The 18175-nt window shown below is 43.3% G+C and carries 12 protein-coding genes; 11 read left to right on the forward strand and 1 reads right to left on the reverse strand.

Annotated elements, in window-relative coordinates:
- Positions 1 to 395 precede the first annotated feature (395 nt).
- The 4 genes from ACJMM4_RS07645 to ACJMM4_RS07660 are packed head-to-tail and all read left to right on the forward strand — an operon-like array spanning position 396 to position 4649.
- Positions 396 to 1934, forward strand: a complete 1539-nt coding sequence (locus tag ACJMM4_RS07645) for an N-6 DNA methylase (RefSeq protein ID WP_405383849.1) — start codon at positions 396 to 398, stop codon at positions 1932 to 1934.
- Entirely contained in the window at positions 1931 to 3040 is a 1110-nt protein-coding gene (locus tag ACJMM4_RS07650) for a restriction endonuclease subunit S (protein WP_405383851.1), read from the forward strand. Before ACJMM4_RS07645 ends, ACJMM4_RS07650 begins: the two co-directional genes overlap by 4 nt.
- A gap of 49 nt (positions 3041 to 3089) precedes the next feature.
- Complete coding sequence (gene xerA / locus ACJMM4_RS07655) at positions 3090 to 4085, forward strand: site-specific tyrosine recombinase/integron integrase (RefSeq protein ID WP_405381345.1); 996 nt, start codon at positions 3090 to 3092, stop codon at positions 4083 to 4085.
- 21 nt (positions 4086 to 4106) lie between these two features.
- Positions 4107 to 4649, forward strand: coding sequence for a restriction endonuclease subunit S (locus ACJMM4_RS07660; RefSeq protein ID WP_405383853.1), 543 nt, complete (start codon positions 4107 to 4109; stop codon positions 4647 to 4649).
- A gap of 182 nt (positions 4650 to 4831) precedes the next feature.
- On the opposite strand, the gene ACJMM4_RS07665 is transcribed toward ACJMM4_RS07660, so the two are convergent.
- The gene (locus ACJMM4_RS07665) at positions 4832 to 5689 is read right to left on the reverse strand and encodes a PD-(D/E)XK nuclease family transposase (RefSeq protein ID WP_405383855.1); all 858 of its coding nucleotides are present in this window, start codon (positions 5687 to 5689) and stop codon (positions 4832 to 4834) included.
- A 341-nt stretch (positions 5690 to 6030) separates the two neighbouring features.
- Between ACJMM4_RS07665 and ACJMM4_RS07670 the strand changes: the two genes are divergently transcribed.
- The 7 genes from ACJMM4_RS07670 (at position 6031) to ACJMM4_RS07700 (ending at position 18153) form a co-directional block, all read left to right on the forward strand.
- Entirely contained in the window at positions 6031 to 9420 is a 3390-nt protein-coding gene (locus ACJMM4_RS07670; protein WP_405383857.1) for a DEAD/DEAH box helicase family protein, read from the forward strand.
- Between the two features lie 141 nt (positions 9421 to 9561).
- Positions 9562 to 10368, forward strand: a complete 807-nt coding sequence (thiD, locus tag ACJMM4_RS07675; RefSeq protein WP_405383859.1) for a bifunctional hydroxymethylpyrimidine kinase/phosphomethylpyrimidine kinase — start codon at positions 9562 to 9564, stop codon at positions 10366 to 10368.
- On the forward strand, positions 10368 to 11195 hold the full coding sequence (thiM, locus tag ACJMM4_RS07680; protein WP_405383861.1) for a hydroxyethylthiazole kinase: 828 nt from the start codon (positions 10368 to 10370) through the stop codon (positions 11193 to 11195). The genes thiD and thiM overlap by 1 nt, the downstream gene beginning before the upstream one ends.
- On the forward strand, positions 11192 to 11809 hold the full coding sequence (gene thiE / locus ACJMM4_RS07685; protein ID WP_405383863.1) for a thiamine phosphate synthase: 618 nt from the start codon (positions 11192 to 11194) through the stop codon (positions 11807 to 11809). Before thiM ends, thiE begins: the two co-directional genes overlap by 4 nt.
- Positions 11810 to 11932: 123 nt before the next feature.
- Positions 11933 to 13996: an elongation factor G gene (gene fusA, locus ACJMM4_RS07690; RefSeq protein WP_405383865.1), complete on the forward strand. Its 2064-nt coding sequence runs from the start codon at positions 11933 to 11935 to the stop codon at positions 13994 to 13996.
- Positions 13997 to 14186: 190 nt separating this feature from the next.
- Positions 14187 to 16805, forward strand: a complete 2619-nt coding sequence (gene alaS / locus ACJMM4_RS07695) for an alanine--tRNA ligase (RefSeq protein WP_405381388.1) — start codon at positions 14187 to 14189, stop codon at positions 16803 to 16805.
- A 637-nt stretch (positions 16806 to 17442) separates the two neighbouring features.
- The gene (locus ACJMM4_RS07700; RefSeq protein WP_405383867.1) at positions 17443 to 18153 is read left to right on the forward strand and encodes a hypothetical protein; all 711 of its coding nucleotides are present in this window, start codon (positions 17443 to 17445) and stop codon (positions 18151 to 18153) included.
- Positions 18154 to 18175: the final 22 nt, after the last annotated feature.

Genomic DNA, 18175 nt, shown 5'->3' on the forward strand with positions numbered 1-18175 from the left:
CTGGTGGAAGAATTGTGGCAGGAGCATGATGTGCCGGTAATGACCGCTTGCACAGAACTGCCTCTGGGTTACGATGCTTCCGGACTGCCGCAGGAACGCAGCGTTTCCAGCATCGGTGCTCTTGTAGATGCTACGGTAGCACAGCTGTATGACGCAGTAGATGAGTAAAGCTGATATAGTTGTTTGACATGATAAAAGACCGTCTTCCTTCATAAGGTAGGCGGTCTTTGGTAATTCTAGAATTTTTTATAGTGAAAATATTTTGGGAGCCGTTTCTCTCAAGTATTCAAGACCATAACATCTGATCATTAATTTTACATATAACTTTGACAGCGGCGGTGAAAATTACTATAATTTTATCTATACGTATAAGCACATGCCGAAAGGATGAGACCATGATTACCGGTGAAATTAAGAATAAGATTGATAAAATTTGGGAGACTTTGTGGACTGGTGGCATTACCAACCCTTTGTCCGTTATTGAGCAGTTAACATATTTGATGTTTATCCGTTCTTTGGATCAAAAGGAGCAGGAACTGGAGGAGATGGAAAGCTGGGGCGATAAGGTAACACATATTTTTGCTAAAACTCCTACTGCCCAAGCTATGCGTTGGAGCAAGTTCAAGGATTTGCATGCTGACACTATTTTTGCTACCATCCAAAGCCGTGTTTTCCCTGCTATTAAGGAGATGAAGCACGGACAGCTGCCTGATTTCGACAAGGATGGCAACTTGGTTCCTGTTGTGGTAGCGGATAAGGGCGCAGATGATGATTTGGAAAGCGCTTTTTCTAATTTTATGAAGGATGCAGCCTTTATTATTCCCAATGGCTATGTTTTGGAGAAGTTGATTACCGGGCTGGAAGATTTATATGAGCATGATTTGACTAATGTTGATATTCAAGGCGATTTATATGAGCACATGCTGAGCAAGCTTACTACTGCAGGTACTAACGGACAGTTCCGCACGCCTAAGCAGATTCGCGAGATGATGGTGGAGTTGATGGCGCCTACTGCGGACGATCTTATTTGCGACCCTGCCTGTGGTACGGCGGGCTTCCTTGTGTCTGCGGCGCAATATATTCATAGGATGCATGGCGATAAGATGAGCCAGGAGCAATGGAACAATTTTTATGGGCCTATGTTTACCGGTTTCGAGATTGATTCCACTATGTTGCGTATCAGTGCTATGAATTTGATGCTGCACTCTATTTCCCGTCCTGATTTGCGCTATATGGATAGTGTGTCTAAGCAGAACGAGATTAAGGAAAAATTTACTTTGTGCTTGGCTAATCCTCCGTTCAAGGGAAGTGTGGACAACGAGATTGTAAGTCCTGATTTGAAAGCAGTGGCGGCCAATGCCAAAAAGACGGAGCTGCTTTTTGTGGCGCTGTTCTTACGGATGCTGCAAAAAGGTGGACGTTGCGCCTGCATTGTGCCTGATGGCGTGCTTTTTGGCAGCAGCAAGGGACACAAGGCTGTACGCAAGGAATTAGTGGAGAACCACATGCTGCAGGCGGTTATTTCTATGCCCAGTGGTGTGTTCAAGCCCTACGCAGGTGTTAGCACTGCGGTTTTGATTTTCACCAAGGTTGGGGCGGAGAACAGCACTAAGAAGGTGTGGTTCTACGATATGCAGGCGGATGGACGTAGCCTTGATGACAAGCGTACGCCGATTAAGGAGAATGATATTCCGGATATTATTGCGCGTTTCCACAATTTGGAAGGGGAAGAAGGCAGAGCGAGGACGGAAAAGAGCTTCTTTGTGCCTAAAGAAGAAATCGTTGCTAATGATTATGACCTTTCCATTAACAAGTACAAGCAAGTGGAGTATGAGAAGGTGGAGTATCCGCCGACAAGGGAGATCCTTGCGAAGATTAACCAACTGAATGAGGAGATTGCCCAAGGGTTGGATGAGTTGGGGAGAATGCTATGAGAGTAAAACTTGGGGAGCTAACTAAAATAAAGACAGGCAAATTAGATGCTAATGCAGCTGATGTGGATGGATTGTACCCTTTTTTTACTTGTTCTAAAGAACCACTAAAAATTAATAAATATTCTTATGATTGTGAGTGCGTGTTAGTTGCTGGTAATGGTGACTTAAATGTAAAATACTATAATGGAAAATTCGATGCGTATCAACGGACTTACATAATAGAAGTTATTGCAGGTGACAGATTATTGCCTCGCTATTTGTATTATTTTTTAGATGCATATGTTGAAGTTCTAAGGAAACAATCAATAGGTGGGGTAATAAAATATATAAAGTTAGGCAATTTAACAGATGCTGTTTTAGATTTACCAAGCTTATCAAAACAACGAGAAGTTATTTGTGCATTAGACCTTTATAATCAAATTGTTGACAAACGCAAGGAACAGCTCACTCTCCTTGACCAGCTTGTCAAATCCCGATTTATAGAGATGTTTGGGGATCCTGTTAGGAATGACAGACAATGGCGACAATCATTTCTGAAAGATGTTACTTCAAAAATTGGTTCAGGAGCGACACCCAAGGGAGGAAAGTCCTCATACTTACGAGAAGGTATCAGTTTTATCAGAAGCATGAATGTTCATGATGGCAAATTTGTTTATAAGGAATTAGCTTATTTGGATACTAGCCAAGCTACAGCTTTAGACAATGTATGCGTAGAGCCTTATGATGTTTTTGTTAACATTACTGGGGCATCTGTGGCTAGAAGTTGTGTTGTTCCTAAAGATGTGTTACCTGCAAGAGTAAATCAACACGTAGCAATAATTAGACCTTTAAAGAGTGAAATCAATGCTTTCTTTTTAAACCATCAGTTTCTTTGTAAACCTTTTAAAAATTACTTGTTAGCATTAGGTGGGGCTGGTGGTGCTACGAGGGAGGCTATAACTAAAGCTCAATTAGAACAGACTAAAATTGTCGTTCCTCCTCTCGACCTCCAAAACCAATTCGCAGATTTCGTAGCGCAGGTTGACAAATCAAAATTGGCAGTGCAAAAGAGTATTGACGAGCTGGAAACTTTGAAGAAATCTCTGATGCAGGAGTATTTTGGGTAAGATTTAAAGTAAAATGTTGGTATTATGTTCAAAAGAGAGGTATACCAACATGACTAGTAAATTTATAACCCAAGTTACTCTGAAAATGGCAAGCTATCTAGATGTTGCACAACTAGATAAACTCAAAAACGTATTACTAGATTGTTTGAGCGGGATGCACTTAGAAGTCGTATCTGAAAATGATAAATTAGAGGATGCTGTTAGTAATGCTGAATACTTGGCTAGATTTATATCTGCCAAGCGAGTAGAGGGTTGCAGTGAAAAAACATTGCGCTATTACAGTGTCACGATTACGCGTTTGCTATCGACTATTAAGCACAGCGTAGCAGTTGTTACTACAGATGATTTACGCAGCTATTTGTCCAACTATGAGCAGGAACGGAAGTGCAGTAAAAATAATATAGACAATATTCGTCGTATTTTATCAACCTTCTTTTCTTGGTTGGAAGATGAATCCTATATTATCAAAAGTCCTGTAAGACGTATTCGAAAAATCAAAACAAGTAAGACTGTAAAAGAAACTTATACTGATGAAGCATTAGAGATTATGCGTGATAAGTGCAGGTGTTTAAGGGACTTGGCGATTATTGATTTACTTGCTTCTACCGGTATGCGTGTTGGCGAACTGGTGCGTTTAAATAGGGATGATATAGACTTTGAAAATAGAGAGTGTGTTGTTCTGGGAAAAGGTAATAAGGAGCGACCTGTTTACTTTGATGCTAGAACTAAAATACACTTGAAAAATTACTTAGCTTCTCGTAATGATAGTAATCAAGCGCTGTTTGTTTCCTTGGTTCATCCATATAATCGTTTAGAGATTAGTGGGGTGGAGATTCGCTTACGCAAGTTGGGGCGTGAGTTGGGAATTAACAAAGTGCATCCTCATAAGTTCAGGAGAACGTTGGCCACGAAAGCGATTGATAAGGGAATGCCTATAGAACAGGTGCAACGTCTTTTGGGACACGCACAAATAGATACTACCATGCAATATGCTATGGTAAATCAAAATAACGTGAAAATATCTCATAGAAAATTCATTGGCTGATTCAAATCCCGATTTATAGAGATGTTTGGGGATCCCGTTAGCAATCCGATGGGATGGGAAAAAGTTCCGTTAAAAGATTTAGCTGAAATAAAAATAGGACCATTCGGTTCATTATTACATAAAGAAGATTATATTGAAGATGGACATCCTCTTGTAAATCCATCGCACATAGTGGATGGTAAGATTATATATGACCATAAATTAACTATTTCTGATGATAAGTACCAAGAATTAAGACAGTATCAATTAAGGAACGGTGATGTTGTTCTTGGTAGAAGAGGAGAAATGGGGCGTTGTGCTGTTGTATATAGTGACGATTTGTTGTGTGGTACAGGTAGTTTGATTATCCGTTCTAAAGGACAAGTAACCGCTGATTATTTGCAAAAAATTATTTCTTTCCCATCCTTTAAAAAGAGTATAGAAGATATGGCAGTAGGACAAACAATGCCAAATCTTAATGTTCCGATTGTTTCTAACTTTAATATTATTAAACCACCTGTTGAAATTCAGAATTACTATTACGACTTTGTTGCACAGGTCGACAAATCAAAATTTTGGCAGTAGCAGTAGAAAAAGTATTGACGAGCTGGAAATTTTAAAGGAGTTTTTGGTACGAGAGTATTTTTGGTAGGTTAGGGAATCGTGTTCAAAAGGAACTAATGATTGCATAAGAAAAGCGTCCGCATCAAATCACGATACGGACGCTGAATTTTTAACTAAAAGTTGAAATATAAAGTTGTAGCAGCTTAGATAGAAATAGATTTTACTTGCTCAAGGGTGAGGGAAGTAACTTCTGCGATAGCTTCGTCACTCATGTTTGTACTCCGTTTGAGATTGGTAGCAATATCCAACGCTTTTTGCAGCATACCTTCAACTTTGCCACGAGCTTCACCGCGAGCTTCGCCACGCGCTTCTCCACGTTCTGTATAACGTCTTTCCATTTCTTGTAATGCCGGACCCATAGCAAAACAACCTCCTTTATATTCACGCAAACAATTAGCCAACTCTCCATAGTGCATTTTATTCGGCACAGAACATTGAAAATCCTGCATCAATTTGCCTATATCATCATCTGCTTGATAAGTTCCGTTTACATACCAAATGTGAGCAGCATCATTGTAAGGCGTATGTTTTAAGTTAGTATATACTCTGTCCACATAGTAAATGGGCAAGCCTGCCTTCATGACGTCGTACTTAGTGATGAAAATTACATACGTTTCCGGCAAATCTTGAAAATCTTTCCCTTTGTCTAGTATGTGCGTATCAATATTGCTGCTATGATAACGTCCGCGCTTGGCACTAGCACCACGAGGATCGTTTTGGATTTCGATATTGTATATTTTTCCTTTATTATCCTTTGCTAAAATATCAAGGAATACTTCACGCCTGTTGTAGTTCTTTAATTCGTAATTTGTACGGACTGACTCTACGATCAAATCAGTTCGTTGCATAAGAATATTGAGAACTAATTGCGTAGGCTTTTTGTCAGAAAAAACGTCTTTCATAACATGATCGTCCATAAGTGTAGAGTCGTTACGGAGTTCTTTCGAAACTAAGTTGTTCAGCTCATCATCTGAGAGTGTTGTTAAATTAGCAGTGTTCAAATGCAGTCGTCCTTTCATGAATATTTGACGAGTAAAGCGCTTTATTCACTGCTAACAGTATAACACGCAAATATCAATTTTGCAAGAATAATCAGATAATTCCAAATAATTTACTGCACTCTGATGAGTATAAAAAATGTACTATTGTAGAATATATTTTAGTATTACTGCAGAGTTATTTTTGACAGTAGCGATAGAAGTTACTATAATTTAGGTATACGTATAAATACAGGCAGAAAAGTTTATGCACTAGAAAATAAGGTTGTTAAACAAAGTATTGACCTGTTGAAGACTTTAAAGAAATTCCTAATACAAATTTTGGCTAGTTGGGAGGCATCCTCATGGCTAATTTCGATTATTTAAAAAGCATAAAGCAGTACGCCATTTTTGCGGAGTCTGCAATGGAGGCGGAAAGGGTGTACAACACCAGTTACTCCATGTGTGCGATTGGCTGCCGCAAAGCGTTGGAAATGGCAGTGAAGTGGATTTACAAAGTGGAACGCGATTTAGTAACTCCCTATAACAATAATCTTTCTTCCCTTATCCATAATCCGGATTTCCATGATCTCTTGGAAGAAAAAACATGGAAGAAGTTGCCTTACATTGTGCGTTTGGGTAATTTTTCCGTCCACACTACTCAAAGTATCAAAGCAGGGGAAGCACTTGCTTCCTTGCGCGCTTTGTTTGAATTTATCCAATGGATAGATTATTGCTATGGCGAAGATTACGCAGAACGTACCTTCGATGAAAATGCTATTCCCAAAGCACAAGTAGCCCTAGATGCAGAAAGAATCCGTAAGCAGCAAAGTTTGCTGGCTGAGCAACAAGATAAGCTTACGAACATGGAACAGCAGCTGCAAGCAATGCAGGCAGAACTTGCCAAACAAAAACAACTGAACGCAGAACTGCACCAAAGCAAAAATCAAAACTTCAATGCTGAAGACATTAGCGAATATGAAACCCGCAAACGTTACATTGACTTGGATTTGCGTATCCAAGGGTGGAGTATTCCTGCCTTTATAGGCGATGGGAGCGGCGATGTTAGCGAGGAGTTCCCTGTGGACGACATGGGCGGCATTCAAGGACAACAAGGCTTTGTAGATTACGTACTGTGGGGCAGGGATGGCTTGCCTTTGGCGGTGGTGGAAGCCAAGCGCACCAGCAAGGACCCCAATGTTGGTAAAAACCAAGCCCAACTGTACGCAGAGGCTCTTAACAGGAAATATAACCGTATGCCTTGCATTTTCTATACCAATGGTTTCACTACATACTTTTGGGATATACAGACAGCACCGCCACGTATCGTCAGCAGCGTTTTTAGTAAGAGCGATTTGGAACGCATTATTAACAGACGTGAGCTGTGCAAAGACCCCGGACTGCAGGTGATTGACGAAAATATTACGGGACGTGATTACCAAATTAAAGCAATTCGTGCTATGTGTGACGCTTTTCGCGAAAAAAGGCGTAAATTCCTTTTCGTTATGGCAACAGGCAGTGGCAAAACACGTACCGCTGCCAGTGCTGTGGATGTTTTGGCACGTAGCAATAATATTACTAACGTTCTCTTTTTGGCAGATAGAACAGCTTTGGTAAAACAGGCACGGGATGCTTTTCATGAATATCTGCCTGATATGAGCCTGTGCAATTTGTGCACCAATAAACAAGATTACAATGCGCGTATTGTCTTTTCCACGTATCCTACTATTCTCAACGCCATTGATGATGTACGTGACAACGATAAGCAGCGTATTTTTACGCCTGCCCACTTTGATCTCATCATTATTGACGAGGCGCATCGCAGTATATTCAAAAAATATCGTGCTATTTTCCAATACTTTGATGCGATGCTGCTGGGGCTCACTGCTACGCCTAAAACGGATGTGGACCACAATACCTATGAATTTTTTGAGCTAGAGGATAATATCCCAACTGCAGGCTACGAGTATGACGAAGCCATTAGAGACGGATATTTGGTGCCTTACAAGAATTTTGAAGTGCAGACAAAATTTCTCCACGAAGGAATTCGTTACGATGAACTTTCGGAAGCAGACAAAAAGCGTTATGAAGAAGCTTTTGCCGGTGACGATGGCGAAATTCCCGACTATATTCCTTCCAACAAGCTTAATAAGCACATCTTTAATCTTGATACCATCGATACTGTTTTAAATAATCTTATGGAGTGGGGCATAAAGGTTAAAGGTGGCGACCGTTTGGGCAAAACTATTATTTTCGCTCAAAACAAAGAACACGCACGGATTATCGTGGAACGTTTTGACAAGCTCTTTCCGCGCTACAAAGGCACTTTTGCCCGCAGAGTTGTTTGTGATGATGCTTATGCTCAAGATCTAATTGACAAGTTTAAAGTATCGGATAGCGATCCTGTGATTGCAGTGTCCGTGGATATGCTTGATACAGGTGTGGATGTGCCTGAGTGCGTCAATTTGGTCTTTTTTAAGGAAGTATTCAGTAAGACGAAGTTTTGGCAGATGATTGGCAGAGGCACGCGGTTGTGCAAAAATTTAAACTGCGTGGATAGAGAAACCTATGCCGATAAAAAGCATTTCTATATTTTTGACTACTGCGGTAATTTTGAATTCTTCCGTACTAATGTCAACGGCATAGAAGGCAGTGCCCAAATGAGCCTGACGGAAAGTATCTTTAGAAAACAAATTGCTTTGATTGAAGCGTTGCAGGCACCTGCTTTTGCAGAACAAAAATATCAGGATTTACGTCAAAGTATGGTAGAGTTTTGCAATGAGCAGATTAACCAGTTGAATATGGAAAACAGCAGGGTGCGTTTGGAACGGGAGTACGTGGAACGCTATAAACCTATAGCACGCTTCCAATCCCTCAGCAAGAGCGACGTTGCCGACCTGTGCGAGCATTTGGGAACCCTTGTATATAATCCTGACGAAGATGAGTACGCTAAAAACTTTGATAACCTTATGTACGGCTTGATGCTTGCCCATATTACCCAAGGTAAAACCATAGGCAGGTCTAAATCCAAGTTGATCAAAACGGGGGATTTGCTTTTGCACAAAACTAATATTCCCCAAATTAAGGATAAAGAACCTGCCATAAAACTGGTTGGCACAGATGCCTATTGGGATGCCAACGACATTACTCTTTTTGAGCAAACACGTAAGGATTTACGAGGATTGATGAAGTTCATTGAGAGAAAGTATTATCCTGATGTTATTGTCGATTTGACAGACCCTACGGAAGGTATTACCGAAGGTGATCCTTTGGATAGCAGTAATGATTTTGCCGATTACCGTAAGCGTGTGAATAAGTATATCGAGGAAAATCCTGATAATCTTGCAATTTTCAAGCTGACTCATAATACGCCTTTAACGGAGTCGGAGTTGAAAGATTTGCAGCTTATTTTCTTGCACGATTTGGGTACGGAGGAAGACTACAAGAAGGAGTTCAAGGAAACTGCTTTGGGAATAACTATCCGCAAGTTGGCGACTATGGATAGAGAGGCAGTTAAGGGAGCTTTTGCTTCCTTCGCCAACAAGTACCAGCTTAACAGCTATCAAATGGAGTTTGTAGAACGCTTGATAAACTACATTCGTGATAATGGTTACATCAGCGAATTAGGGCAGTTGATGAAGCCGCCATTCTCTACGGGTGTACCCTTTATGAAAGCTTTTGACCAACAACAGCGCAAGGATCTGGTAACAATCATTAAAAGTTTCGAAATCAACGCAACCCAGGCTTTGGCATAATTTAGCAAGCGCCCGCATCGCATCAAGATGCGGGCGTTTAAGTATGCGCATGGAGGTTTCTTTGCTCTATGCAGGGAAATGTGGTAAAATTTAGTGTATAAACTATTCATCTAAATTCAAGATAAAGGGGGAGTGATTCCCATGTTAAAACATTTACTTACTATTGCCGGTAGCGACAGCAGCGGCGGCGCCGGTATTCAAGCTGATTTGAAAACCTTTGCTGCTCATGGTACCTTTGGTATGAGCGTTATTACAGCAGTTACTGCCCAAAACACTTGCGGTGTTACTAAAGTACAGGACATTGACTGCGATGTAGTGCAGGCGCAAATCGAGGCAGTTTTTGACGATGTGCGTGTGGATGCTGTGAAAATCGGTATGGTGTCCCGCCCGGAGATTATTAAAACTATTGCAACCTGCCTGCGCAAATACGCACCGAAAATTATTGTGGTGGACCCGGTAATGATTTCTAAAAGCGGTTATCCTTTACTGGCACCGGAGGCATGTGCAACGCTGATTAGCGAACTGCTGCCTTTGGCGACACTGCTTACCCCCAACCTGCCGGAAGCAGAGGCTATTAGCGGTATGCACGTTACCAAGAAGGAAGAAATGCGTCCTGTGGCAGAAAAGATTATTTCCTTAGGCGCGAAAGCTGTCTTGGTAAAGGGAGGACATTTGAGCGATACTGCGGACGATCTGCTTTTTGATGGCGAGAAGGAAATTTGGTTTGCAGGGGAGCGCATTGATACTAAAAATACCCACGGTACAGGCTGTACTTTAAGCAGCAGCTTGGCTGCCAACCTTGCTAAAGGCTTGACTTTGGAAGAGGCAGTGGCTGCCTCCAAAGCTTATGTAACCGAAGCCATCCGCTACGGTATTCCTTTGGGCAGCGGTTGCGGCCCTACCCATCATTTTGTTGATTTATACAGAAAGGCTGGTATTTTAGAATAATGGACTTGAAAAATACATTTGGCGAACTGGTGGACAAACTGCGCCGCCAGCGTCCTGTCATTCATGAAATAACTAATTACGTAACTGCTGAAAGCTGCGCAGATGTGGCTTTGGCTGCAGGTGCTTCCCCGGTGATGGCGGATGAACCTGAAGAAGTGGAAGAAATTACTGCAGGTGCAGACGCTTTGGTGCTGAATTTAGGTACTATTTCTTTCAACAAGCAGATTGCTATGGAACGCGCTGTAGCTGTAGCTGCAAAGAAGGGCATACCTGTTATCCTCGATCCTGTAGGCGTTATGACTTCCACCATGCGTTTGAACTTTGCTTTGCAATTGTTGAATAAAGGTGTAATCTCCATCGTCCGCGGTAACTACAGCGAATGTAATGCTTTGCTTTTGGGCAAAACAGGCGGTCATGGAGTGGATAATTTAGACGAAACTACGGATGAAGGCCAGGCCCTGCGCTTGGCGAAGGACGCAGCAAGCAAATTCAACTGCGTTTTCGCTGTAACCGGCGCTGTGGACAATATTTCCAACGGTAAACAAGCCGTAGTGCTGAACAACGGCCATCCCTTGCTGCAGGACATCACCGGCAGTGGCTGCATGACCAGCACCTTGGTAGCTTGTTGCGCAGCTATTACTAAGGATATGCTGGTAGCTGCAGCTTTGGGTGTAGTCATCATGGGGCAAAGCGCGGAACTGGCAGCCAACTTCTTGGAGAAGAAGGACGGCCCCGGTATGTTCAAAGTGCGCCTGATGGACTGCGTATACCATGTAACTACCAAGTGGAATCTGGTGAACCTGAAACCGGAAGAAAAAGTATCATGAGCAAGCCTGTGATCGACTACAGCATCTATCTGCTGACGGACGATACCTGCCTCAAAGGACGCCATTTGCTGACCTGTGTGGAACAGGCACTGCAGGGTGGCGTAACCTTGGTACAGTACCGCAGCAAGTACAAAGATGGCGGCCCCATGTATACGGAAGCAGTGGCACTGAAAGCTCTCTGCGATAAATATAACGTACCCTTGATTATTAACGATAGGGTTGACTTGGCTATGGCAGTGGGCGCTGCAGGCGTCCATCTGGGGCAGGACGACTTGCCATGCGCAGTGGCACGCAAGCTGATGGGTGAGGACTACGTTATCGGCGTATCCGCCCACAATCCTGCGGAGGCAGTGCAGGCAGTGGCTGATGGTGCTGATTATTTGGGCTGTGGTGCTGTCTTCGGCACTACGTCCAAGGCTGGCGTTGCCGAACTGGGACTTACCAACCTGCGTGCTATCCGTCAAGCTGTGCGCGTACCCATAGTAGGTATTGGTGGTATTAACGCTTCTAATTATGCCCAAGTGCGGGCGACAGGCGCCAACGGAGCTGCTATTATTAGCGGCATTTTGGCTGCGGATGATATTACGGCGGAAGTTGCTAAATTAAAATTGTAATATCCGTAACAGAAAAAGTTGAACTTGAAAAATAAAAGTAAATTTTTCCCCTTCTTGCAGGAATAATTAGTAAATTCAGCGAAATACGTAGCATCAAAATAAATGCCGTAAGGGGGATTTAGTATGAAAGAGTATACCGGTGACAAAATCAGAAACGTGGCTATTGTGGGCCATGGTGGAGCAGGAACCACGTCCGTAACCGAAGCCCTGCTGTACCGCAGCGGAGCAATCAGCAGAATGTGCAAGGTTGAAGACGGTGCTACCACCACTGACTATGAACCCGAGGAAATTAAACGTAAGGTTTCCGTAAACGCTACCCTGGCACCAGTTGAATGGCGCGACAGCAAAATCAACTTTATTGATACTCCGGGCTTCGCTGACTTCGTTGCAGAAGTTAAAGGCGCTTTCAGAGCAGTGGACAGCGCTTTAATCGTTGTTTGTGCAACCAGCGGCGTACAGGTTGGTACCGAACAGTGCTGGAAGTTGGCTGAAGAAGCAGGTCTGCCCCGCATTATCTTTGTTAACAAGATGGATCGTGAAAATGCAGATTTCGACAGCATTTTAGATAATCTGCGCGGCAAGTTCGGCAAACACGTTCTGCCCTTGCAACTGCCTTTGGGTAAAGAAGATAACTTCCAAGGCATTATCGACCTGTATAAGATGAAAGCATACCGTGCCAACGGTAACGGCTCCGATGAAATAGATATTCCGGAAGAATACATGGAAGCTGCACAGGCTGCTCATGAGAAAATGGTAGAAGCAGCAGTTGAAGCTGACGATGATTGCATGATGCGTTATTTGGATGGCGAGACCATCAGCGACGAAGAAATCATGAAATGCCTCATTAAAGGCATCCGCCAAGCTATCATCTATCCGATGCTGTGCGGCAGTGCTTATAAAGATATCGGCTTAGGTCGTCTGATGAACGCTATCATTGACTTCACCTATCCGGCAATTTTGAATGACTACATCGTAATGGATAAAGAAACCGGCGAAGAAGAAATTCGCGATGCCAATGCTCCTACGGCAGCATTAGTATTCAAGACCACCTCCGACCCCTTCGTAGGCCGTCTGAGCTTCTTCCGTGTATTCTCCGGCTCCATTAAAGCAGACAGCGTAGTATTTAACTCCAGACGTGAACAGGACGAGCGTATTGCTAACGTATTCACCATGCGCGGCAAGACCCAAATCCCCATGAAACAAGTAGTAGCAGGCGACATCGGCGTATGCGCTAAGCTGCAATACACTTGCACCGGCGATACCCTGTGCGACAAGAACGCTGCAGAAGTAGAATTCCCGCCCATCGAATTCCCGCTGCCCATGTACACCAGAGCAATCTATCCGAAGAAGAAGGGCGACGAAGACAAGATTATGTCTGCTTTGACTCGTCTGATGGACGAAGATCCTACTATTATCGTAATCAAGAACCCGGTAACTAAAGAGACCTTGATTTCCGGCATGGGCGATCAACACATCGAAATTATTATGGAACGTATGCAACGTAAATTCGGTGTAGAAGCTCTGCTGAAAGCTCCGATTATCGAGTACCGTGAAACCATCCGCAGCAGTGCTGAAGTAGAAGGCAAACATAAGAAACAATCCGGCGGTCACGGCCAATATGGTCACGTTGTAATCAAGATGGAACCCTTGCCCCCCGGAGGCGGTTTCGAGTTTGTTGATAAGATCTTCGGTGGCGCTGTTCCCCGTCAATACATTCCCGCTGTTGAAAAAGGTATGCGTGAATCCATGGAAAAAGGCATCCTCGCCGGTTATCCTGTAGTTGATATGCGCATCACCCTGTTGGATGGTTCTTATCATACTGTCGATTCCTCTGAAATGGCATTTAAGACTGCTTCTAATATCGCCTTCAAGAAAGCAATGGAACAATGCAAGCCCGTACTGCTTGAGCCTATTTACAGCTTAAACGTAACCTGTGCTGATTCTATGATGGGTGATGTTATCGGCGATCTGAATCAAAAACGCGGTCGTATCTTAGGCATGCAAAGTGTGGAAGAGGGTCTGAGCGTTGTAACGGCCCAAGTTCCCTATGCAGAAATTACAGAATATGCTGTTGACCTGCGTGCCATCACTCAAGGCCAAGGCACCTTCGAAATGAAATTTGACCATTACGAAGATGTTCCCGCTAAGATGGCTGAAAAGATTATCGCTGAACATAAGCAGGCATAATAAAAACTGAATAGCGGAAAACAGCCTGGCGCCTTTGTCAGGCTGTTTTCATGTGCTTTTAGCATTGACTTTAGCAAGCAAAAATTATATAATTTTTAATATGTGTTACTGTATATTGTAGGGAAGGGGAGCAATCCTTCTTTCCTGCTAATCATTCAAAAAATATTCCATGAAGGAGCGAGAAACCATTATGAAATACATGACTGGTAATGAAATCCGCGAAAAGTTCTTGAAATTTTTCCAGGATAGAGGTCATCTGATGCTGCCTAGCGCATCCTTGATTCCTCAGGACGATCCTACCCTGTTGATCATCGGTGCAGGCATGGCACCCTTTAAACCTTTCTTCACCGGCAAGATGAAACCGCCTTCTCCGCGTATCACTACTTGCCAAAAATGCGTACGTACCGGCGATATTGAAAATGTTGGCCGTACTGCCCGCCACCATACCTACTTTGAAATGTTGGGCAACTTCTCCTTTGGCGATTACTTCAAAAAAGAGATTATTCCTTGGAGCTGGGAGTTCTTGACCAAAGAATTGGAACTGCCTGCTGATAAACTGTATATCACCATCCATACTGAGGATGATGAAGCTTTCGAACTGTGGAAGAGCGTTGGCGTTCCGGAAGAACGCATTGTACGCTTGGCAGACAACTGGTGGGAAATCGGTAGCGGTCCCTGCGGTCCTGATAGCGAAATCCATATCGATCTTGGTCCCGAACGCGGTTGCGGCAAACCTGACTGCGGTCCCGGCTGCGACTGCGACCGTTTCTTGGAACTGTGGAACCTGGTATTCACCCAATATAACCAAATGCCCGATGGCACTTATCCGCCGTTGAAGAGCAAAAACATTGATACCGGCGCAGGTTTGGAACGTCTTGCCAGCGTAATCCAAGGCAAGCCTTCCAACTTTGAAACCGATTTGATGTTCCCCATTATTGAATACGCTTGCAAGGTTGCAGGTGTGGAATATGGCAAGGACAAGGATACCGACGTATCCCTGAAAGTTATTGCTGACCATGCTCGCAGCATGACCTTTATGATTGGCGACGGCATTCTGCCCTCCAACGAAGGTCGTGGCTATGTACTGCGCCGCATTCTGCGCCGTGCAGTTCGTCATGGTCGTTTGATCGGCATCAGCGAAAAATTCTTGGCTGGCGCTGTTGATGTTGTAATCGGCATGTTCGGTCATGTATATACCAACCTGGCTGAAAAACGCGACTACATTCAAAAAGTTATCGACATGGAAGAAACCAGCTTCCTGCGTACTTTGAAACAAGGCAGCGAATTGCTGAACGAAGAAATTGCTAAACTGAAGGAAGCAGGCAAGACCGAATTAGACGGTGCAACTGCTTTCAAACTGAACGATACCTTTGGCTTCCCTTGGGAATTGACCGAAGAAATTTTGGAAGAACAAGGCATGACCATGGACAAAGCAGGTTTTGACGCTGCTTTGGAAGTACAACGTCAAATGGCACGTGATGCTCGTAACGACAAGGAAGGTCGTCCCGTTGTTTATAATACCAACGGTGTGGACGTTGCTTCTTTGAAAGTTGACGAAGCTACAACCAAGGCTACTATCGTGAAGATGTATCCTGCTCATGATGCAATGCCTATTGAAACTGCAGAAGACGGCACCGAAGTTGCTGTAATCTGCGATGTAACCGCATTCCACGCTGAAGGCGGCGGCCAATTGGGCGATATCGGCACCATTACCGCTCCTACCGGCGTAATCAATGTAACTCTTACTAAGAAACTGCCCGATGGCGCAGTAATCATGATTGGCGAAGTTACCGAAGGTACTGTTGCTGTTGGCGATGCAGTAGAATTTGCTGTAGAAAAATCCCGCAAAATGGATATTGCCCGCAACCACACTGCAACACACTTGCTCCATGCTGCATTGAAACAAGTTTTGGGCAGCCATGTAAACCAAGCAGGCAGCTATGTTGGCCCTGACCGTCTGCGTTTCGACTTCTCCCATTTCTCCCAAGTAACTGAGGCTGAACTGAAAGAAGTTGAAGCTATTGTCAACGAACAAATTTTGGCTGGCAAAGCTGTAGAAATCGAAGAACTGCCTATTGAAGAAGCTAAGAAAAAAGGCGCAATGGCACTCTTTGGTGAAAAATATGGCAAGATTGTCCGCGTAGTAACCGTTCCCGGTTTCTCCATGGAATTCTGCGGTGGCAGCCATGTAGAAAACACTGCGCAAATCGGTATGTTCAAGATTGTTAGCGAAGGCTCCAGCGGTGCAGGCGTACGCCGTATTGAAGCTGTAACCGGTCATGGTGCAGTTGCTCACGTTAACGATGTAGAAGAGATGGTAAAAGGTTTGGCTACAAGCCTGAAATGCCGTCCCAGCGATGTTCCCAGCCGTTTGGAACAGCTCCATGCTGAACTGAAAGCTGCACAAAAGAAAGCAGACGAACTGGCTGCAGAAATTGCTAAAGCTCAAGTTTCCAATGTTGCTGACCAAGTACAGGAAATCAAAGGCGTACCCGTACTGGTACAAAAGGTGCAGGCTGACAGCGTTGACGCTCTGCGTAATTTGGGCGACCAAATGCGCGATAAGATTGGCGGCGTAGTTGTACTGGCTGCCGTTATGGGCGAAAAGGTATCTATCCTGACCATGGCTACTAAAGATGCAGTTGCTAAAGGCGCTCACTCCGGCAATATCGTTAAAGCAGTTGCTAAGCTGTGCGGCGGTGGCGGCGGCGGTCGTCCCGACATGGCACAAGCAGGTGCTAAAGATGTTGCTAAGCTGGACGAAGCTTTGGCAGCAGCAGCAGGCATTATCGAAGGCATGCTGAAATAATAAATATTAGCAAAATAATAAAGACTTACGTAGATTTAAACGTCTGCGTAAGTCTTTTTGTTTAGATATATCACTAGGCGAAAATATATTTATATAAATAAAAAGAAGTGTTATAATGAACATGGTGCTACTGAAACGGTAGGCGGTTACTCTTGCGAGATGAGCGACCCTCTAAAACACAAAAACACTTGCGTTTAGCAAGTGTTCTCTGTTAAAGGGGGGTGATGCCAATGACGATACTAGAAGTTATCGCGTTGCTGAGCTATGGTTTGGCATGTGTTAAATTTGGTTATATTATTGGTAAAATCGCAAAAAAATAACCGCCCTGTCTGCAAACTCAGCGGTTATTTCTAAATAAACCCGAGGGCTGCAACCGTCTATCGGTAGCACCTTCTTTAGTTATATTATACAACGCTCCTGCGCGAAGCGCAAGGGGCGATTTTAGTTGGCATGGAAAAACTATCTTGCTTGCCGTTTACATTTTTGTCATAAAAATTTAACGGAAACAAAGTGTACAAAAGTATTGTATATTTACTACAAAAATGATAAACTTGACAATGGGGGAGTAGGGCTATCTACACCTATTTATAAGAAAATACATTATTTTTATTTATGATATTTATGAAAGCGAGGTTTGATGATGAAAAAGAACTCTAAAACCTTACAAAATAAAATTATGCTGACCGTCCTTGCCGGCACCATGCTTTTTGCGACACCGGTATGGGCAGCGAAAGATGTTACTATTACTGCGCCTCAAACTATAATCACCAATGATTATTGGTTGGCAAAAGATGTAAGCATAACATTTACCGGTACTGATGGGCAAACCATTTCTATTGGTAGTGAAAGTACTGAAAGTGAGATTGGTGACTATAAATATACTGATATTTTTGTTGGTACTTCTTCAGCTTCAGCGTCTAATAATTTTAATATTAATCTGAACAATACGAGTGTTATTCAAGGAAAAACTTTTACTGTTTATGGTGGTAGTATAAATGGTACAGGGGCTGTAATAGTTGGTAGTAGTGGGAATGTAGCTGGCGATGTTACTATTTCCGGTGGTACTATTGACACTAAGATAGATGTCTATGATTATAGAGCTAAAAACACTGATGGTGTCAATGCTATTGCCAATGCCGGCAAGATTACCATTACTAGCGGTACTTTTGGCTCTAATGCGGATTTAAGCGCGCACAATATTACCATTGGTGATAGTGCGGGTGCTATGAGTTATCTTGCTTCAAGGAAGAAGTATATTTTCAGTGGTAACAATTATGCTACTGCTCCTATTACGAATAAAACACAGTATGGGTACACAATTATCAATAACGGTCAGATAGGTAAGTAAGTACAATAAGGAAGATAATGTT

Source organism: Phascolarctobacterium sp., assembly GCF_045124115.1.
GTDB lineage: Bacteria > Bacillota > Negativicutes > Acidaminococcales > Acidaminococcaceae > Phascolarctobacterium_A.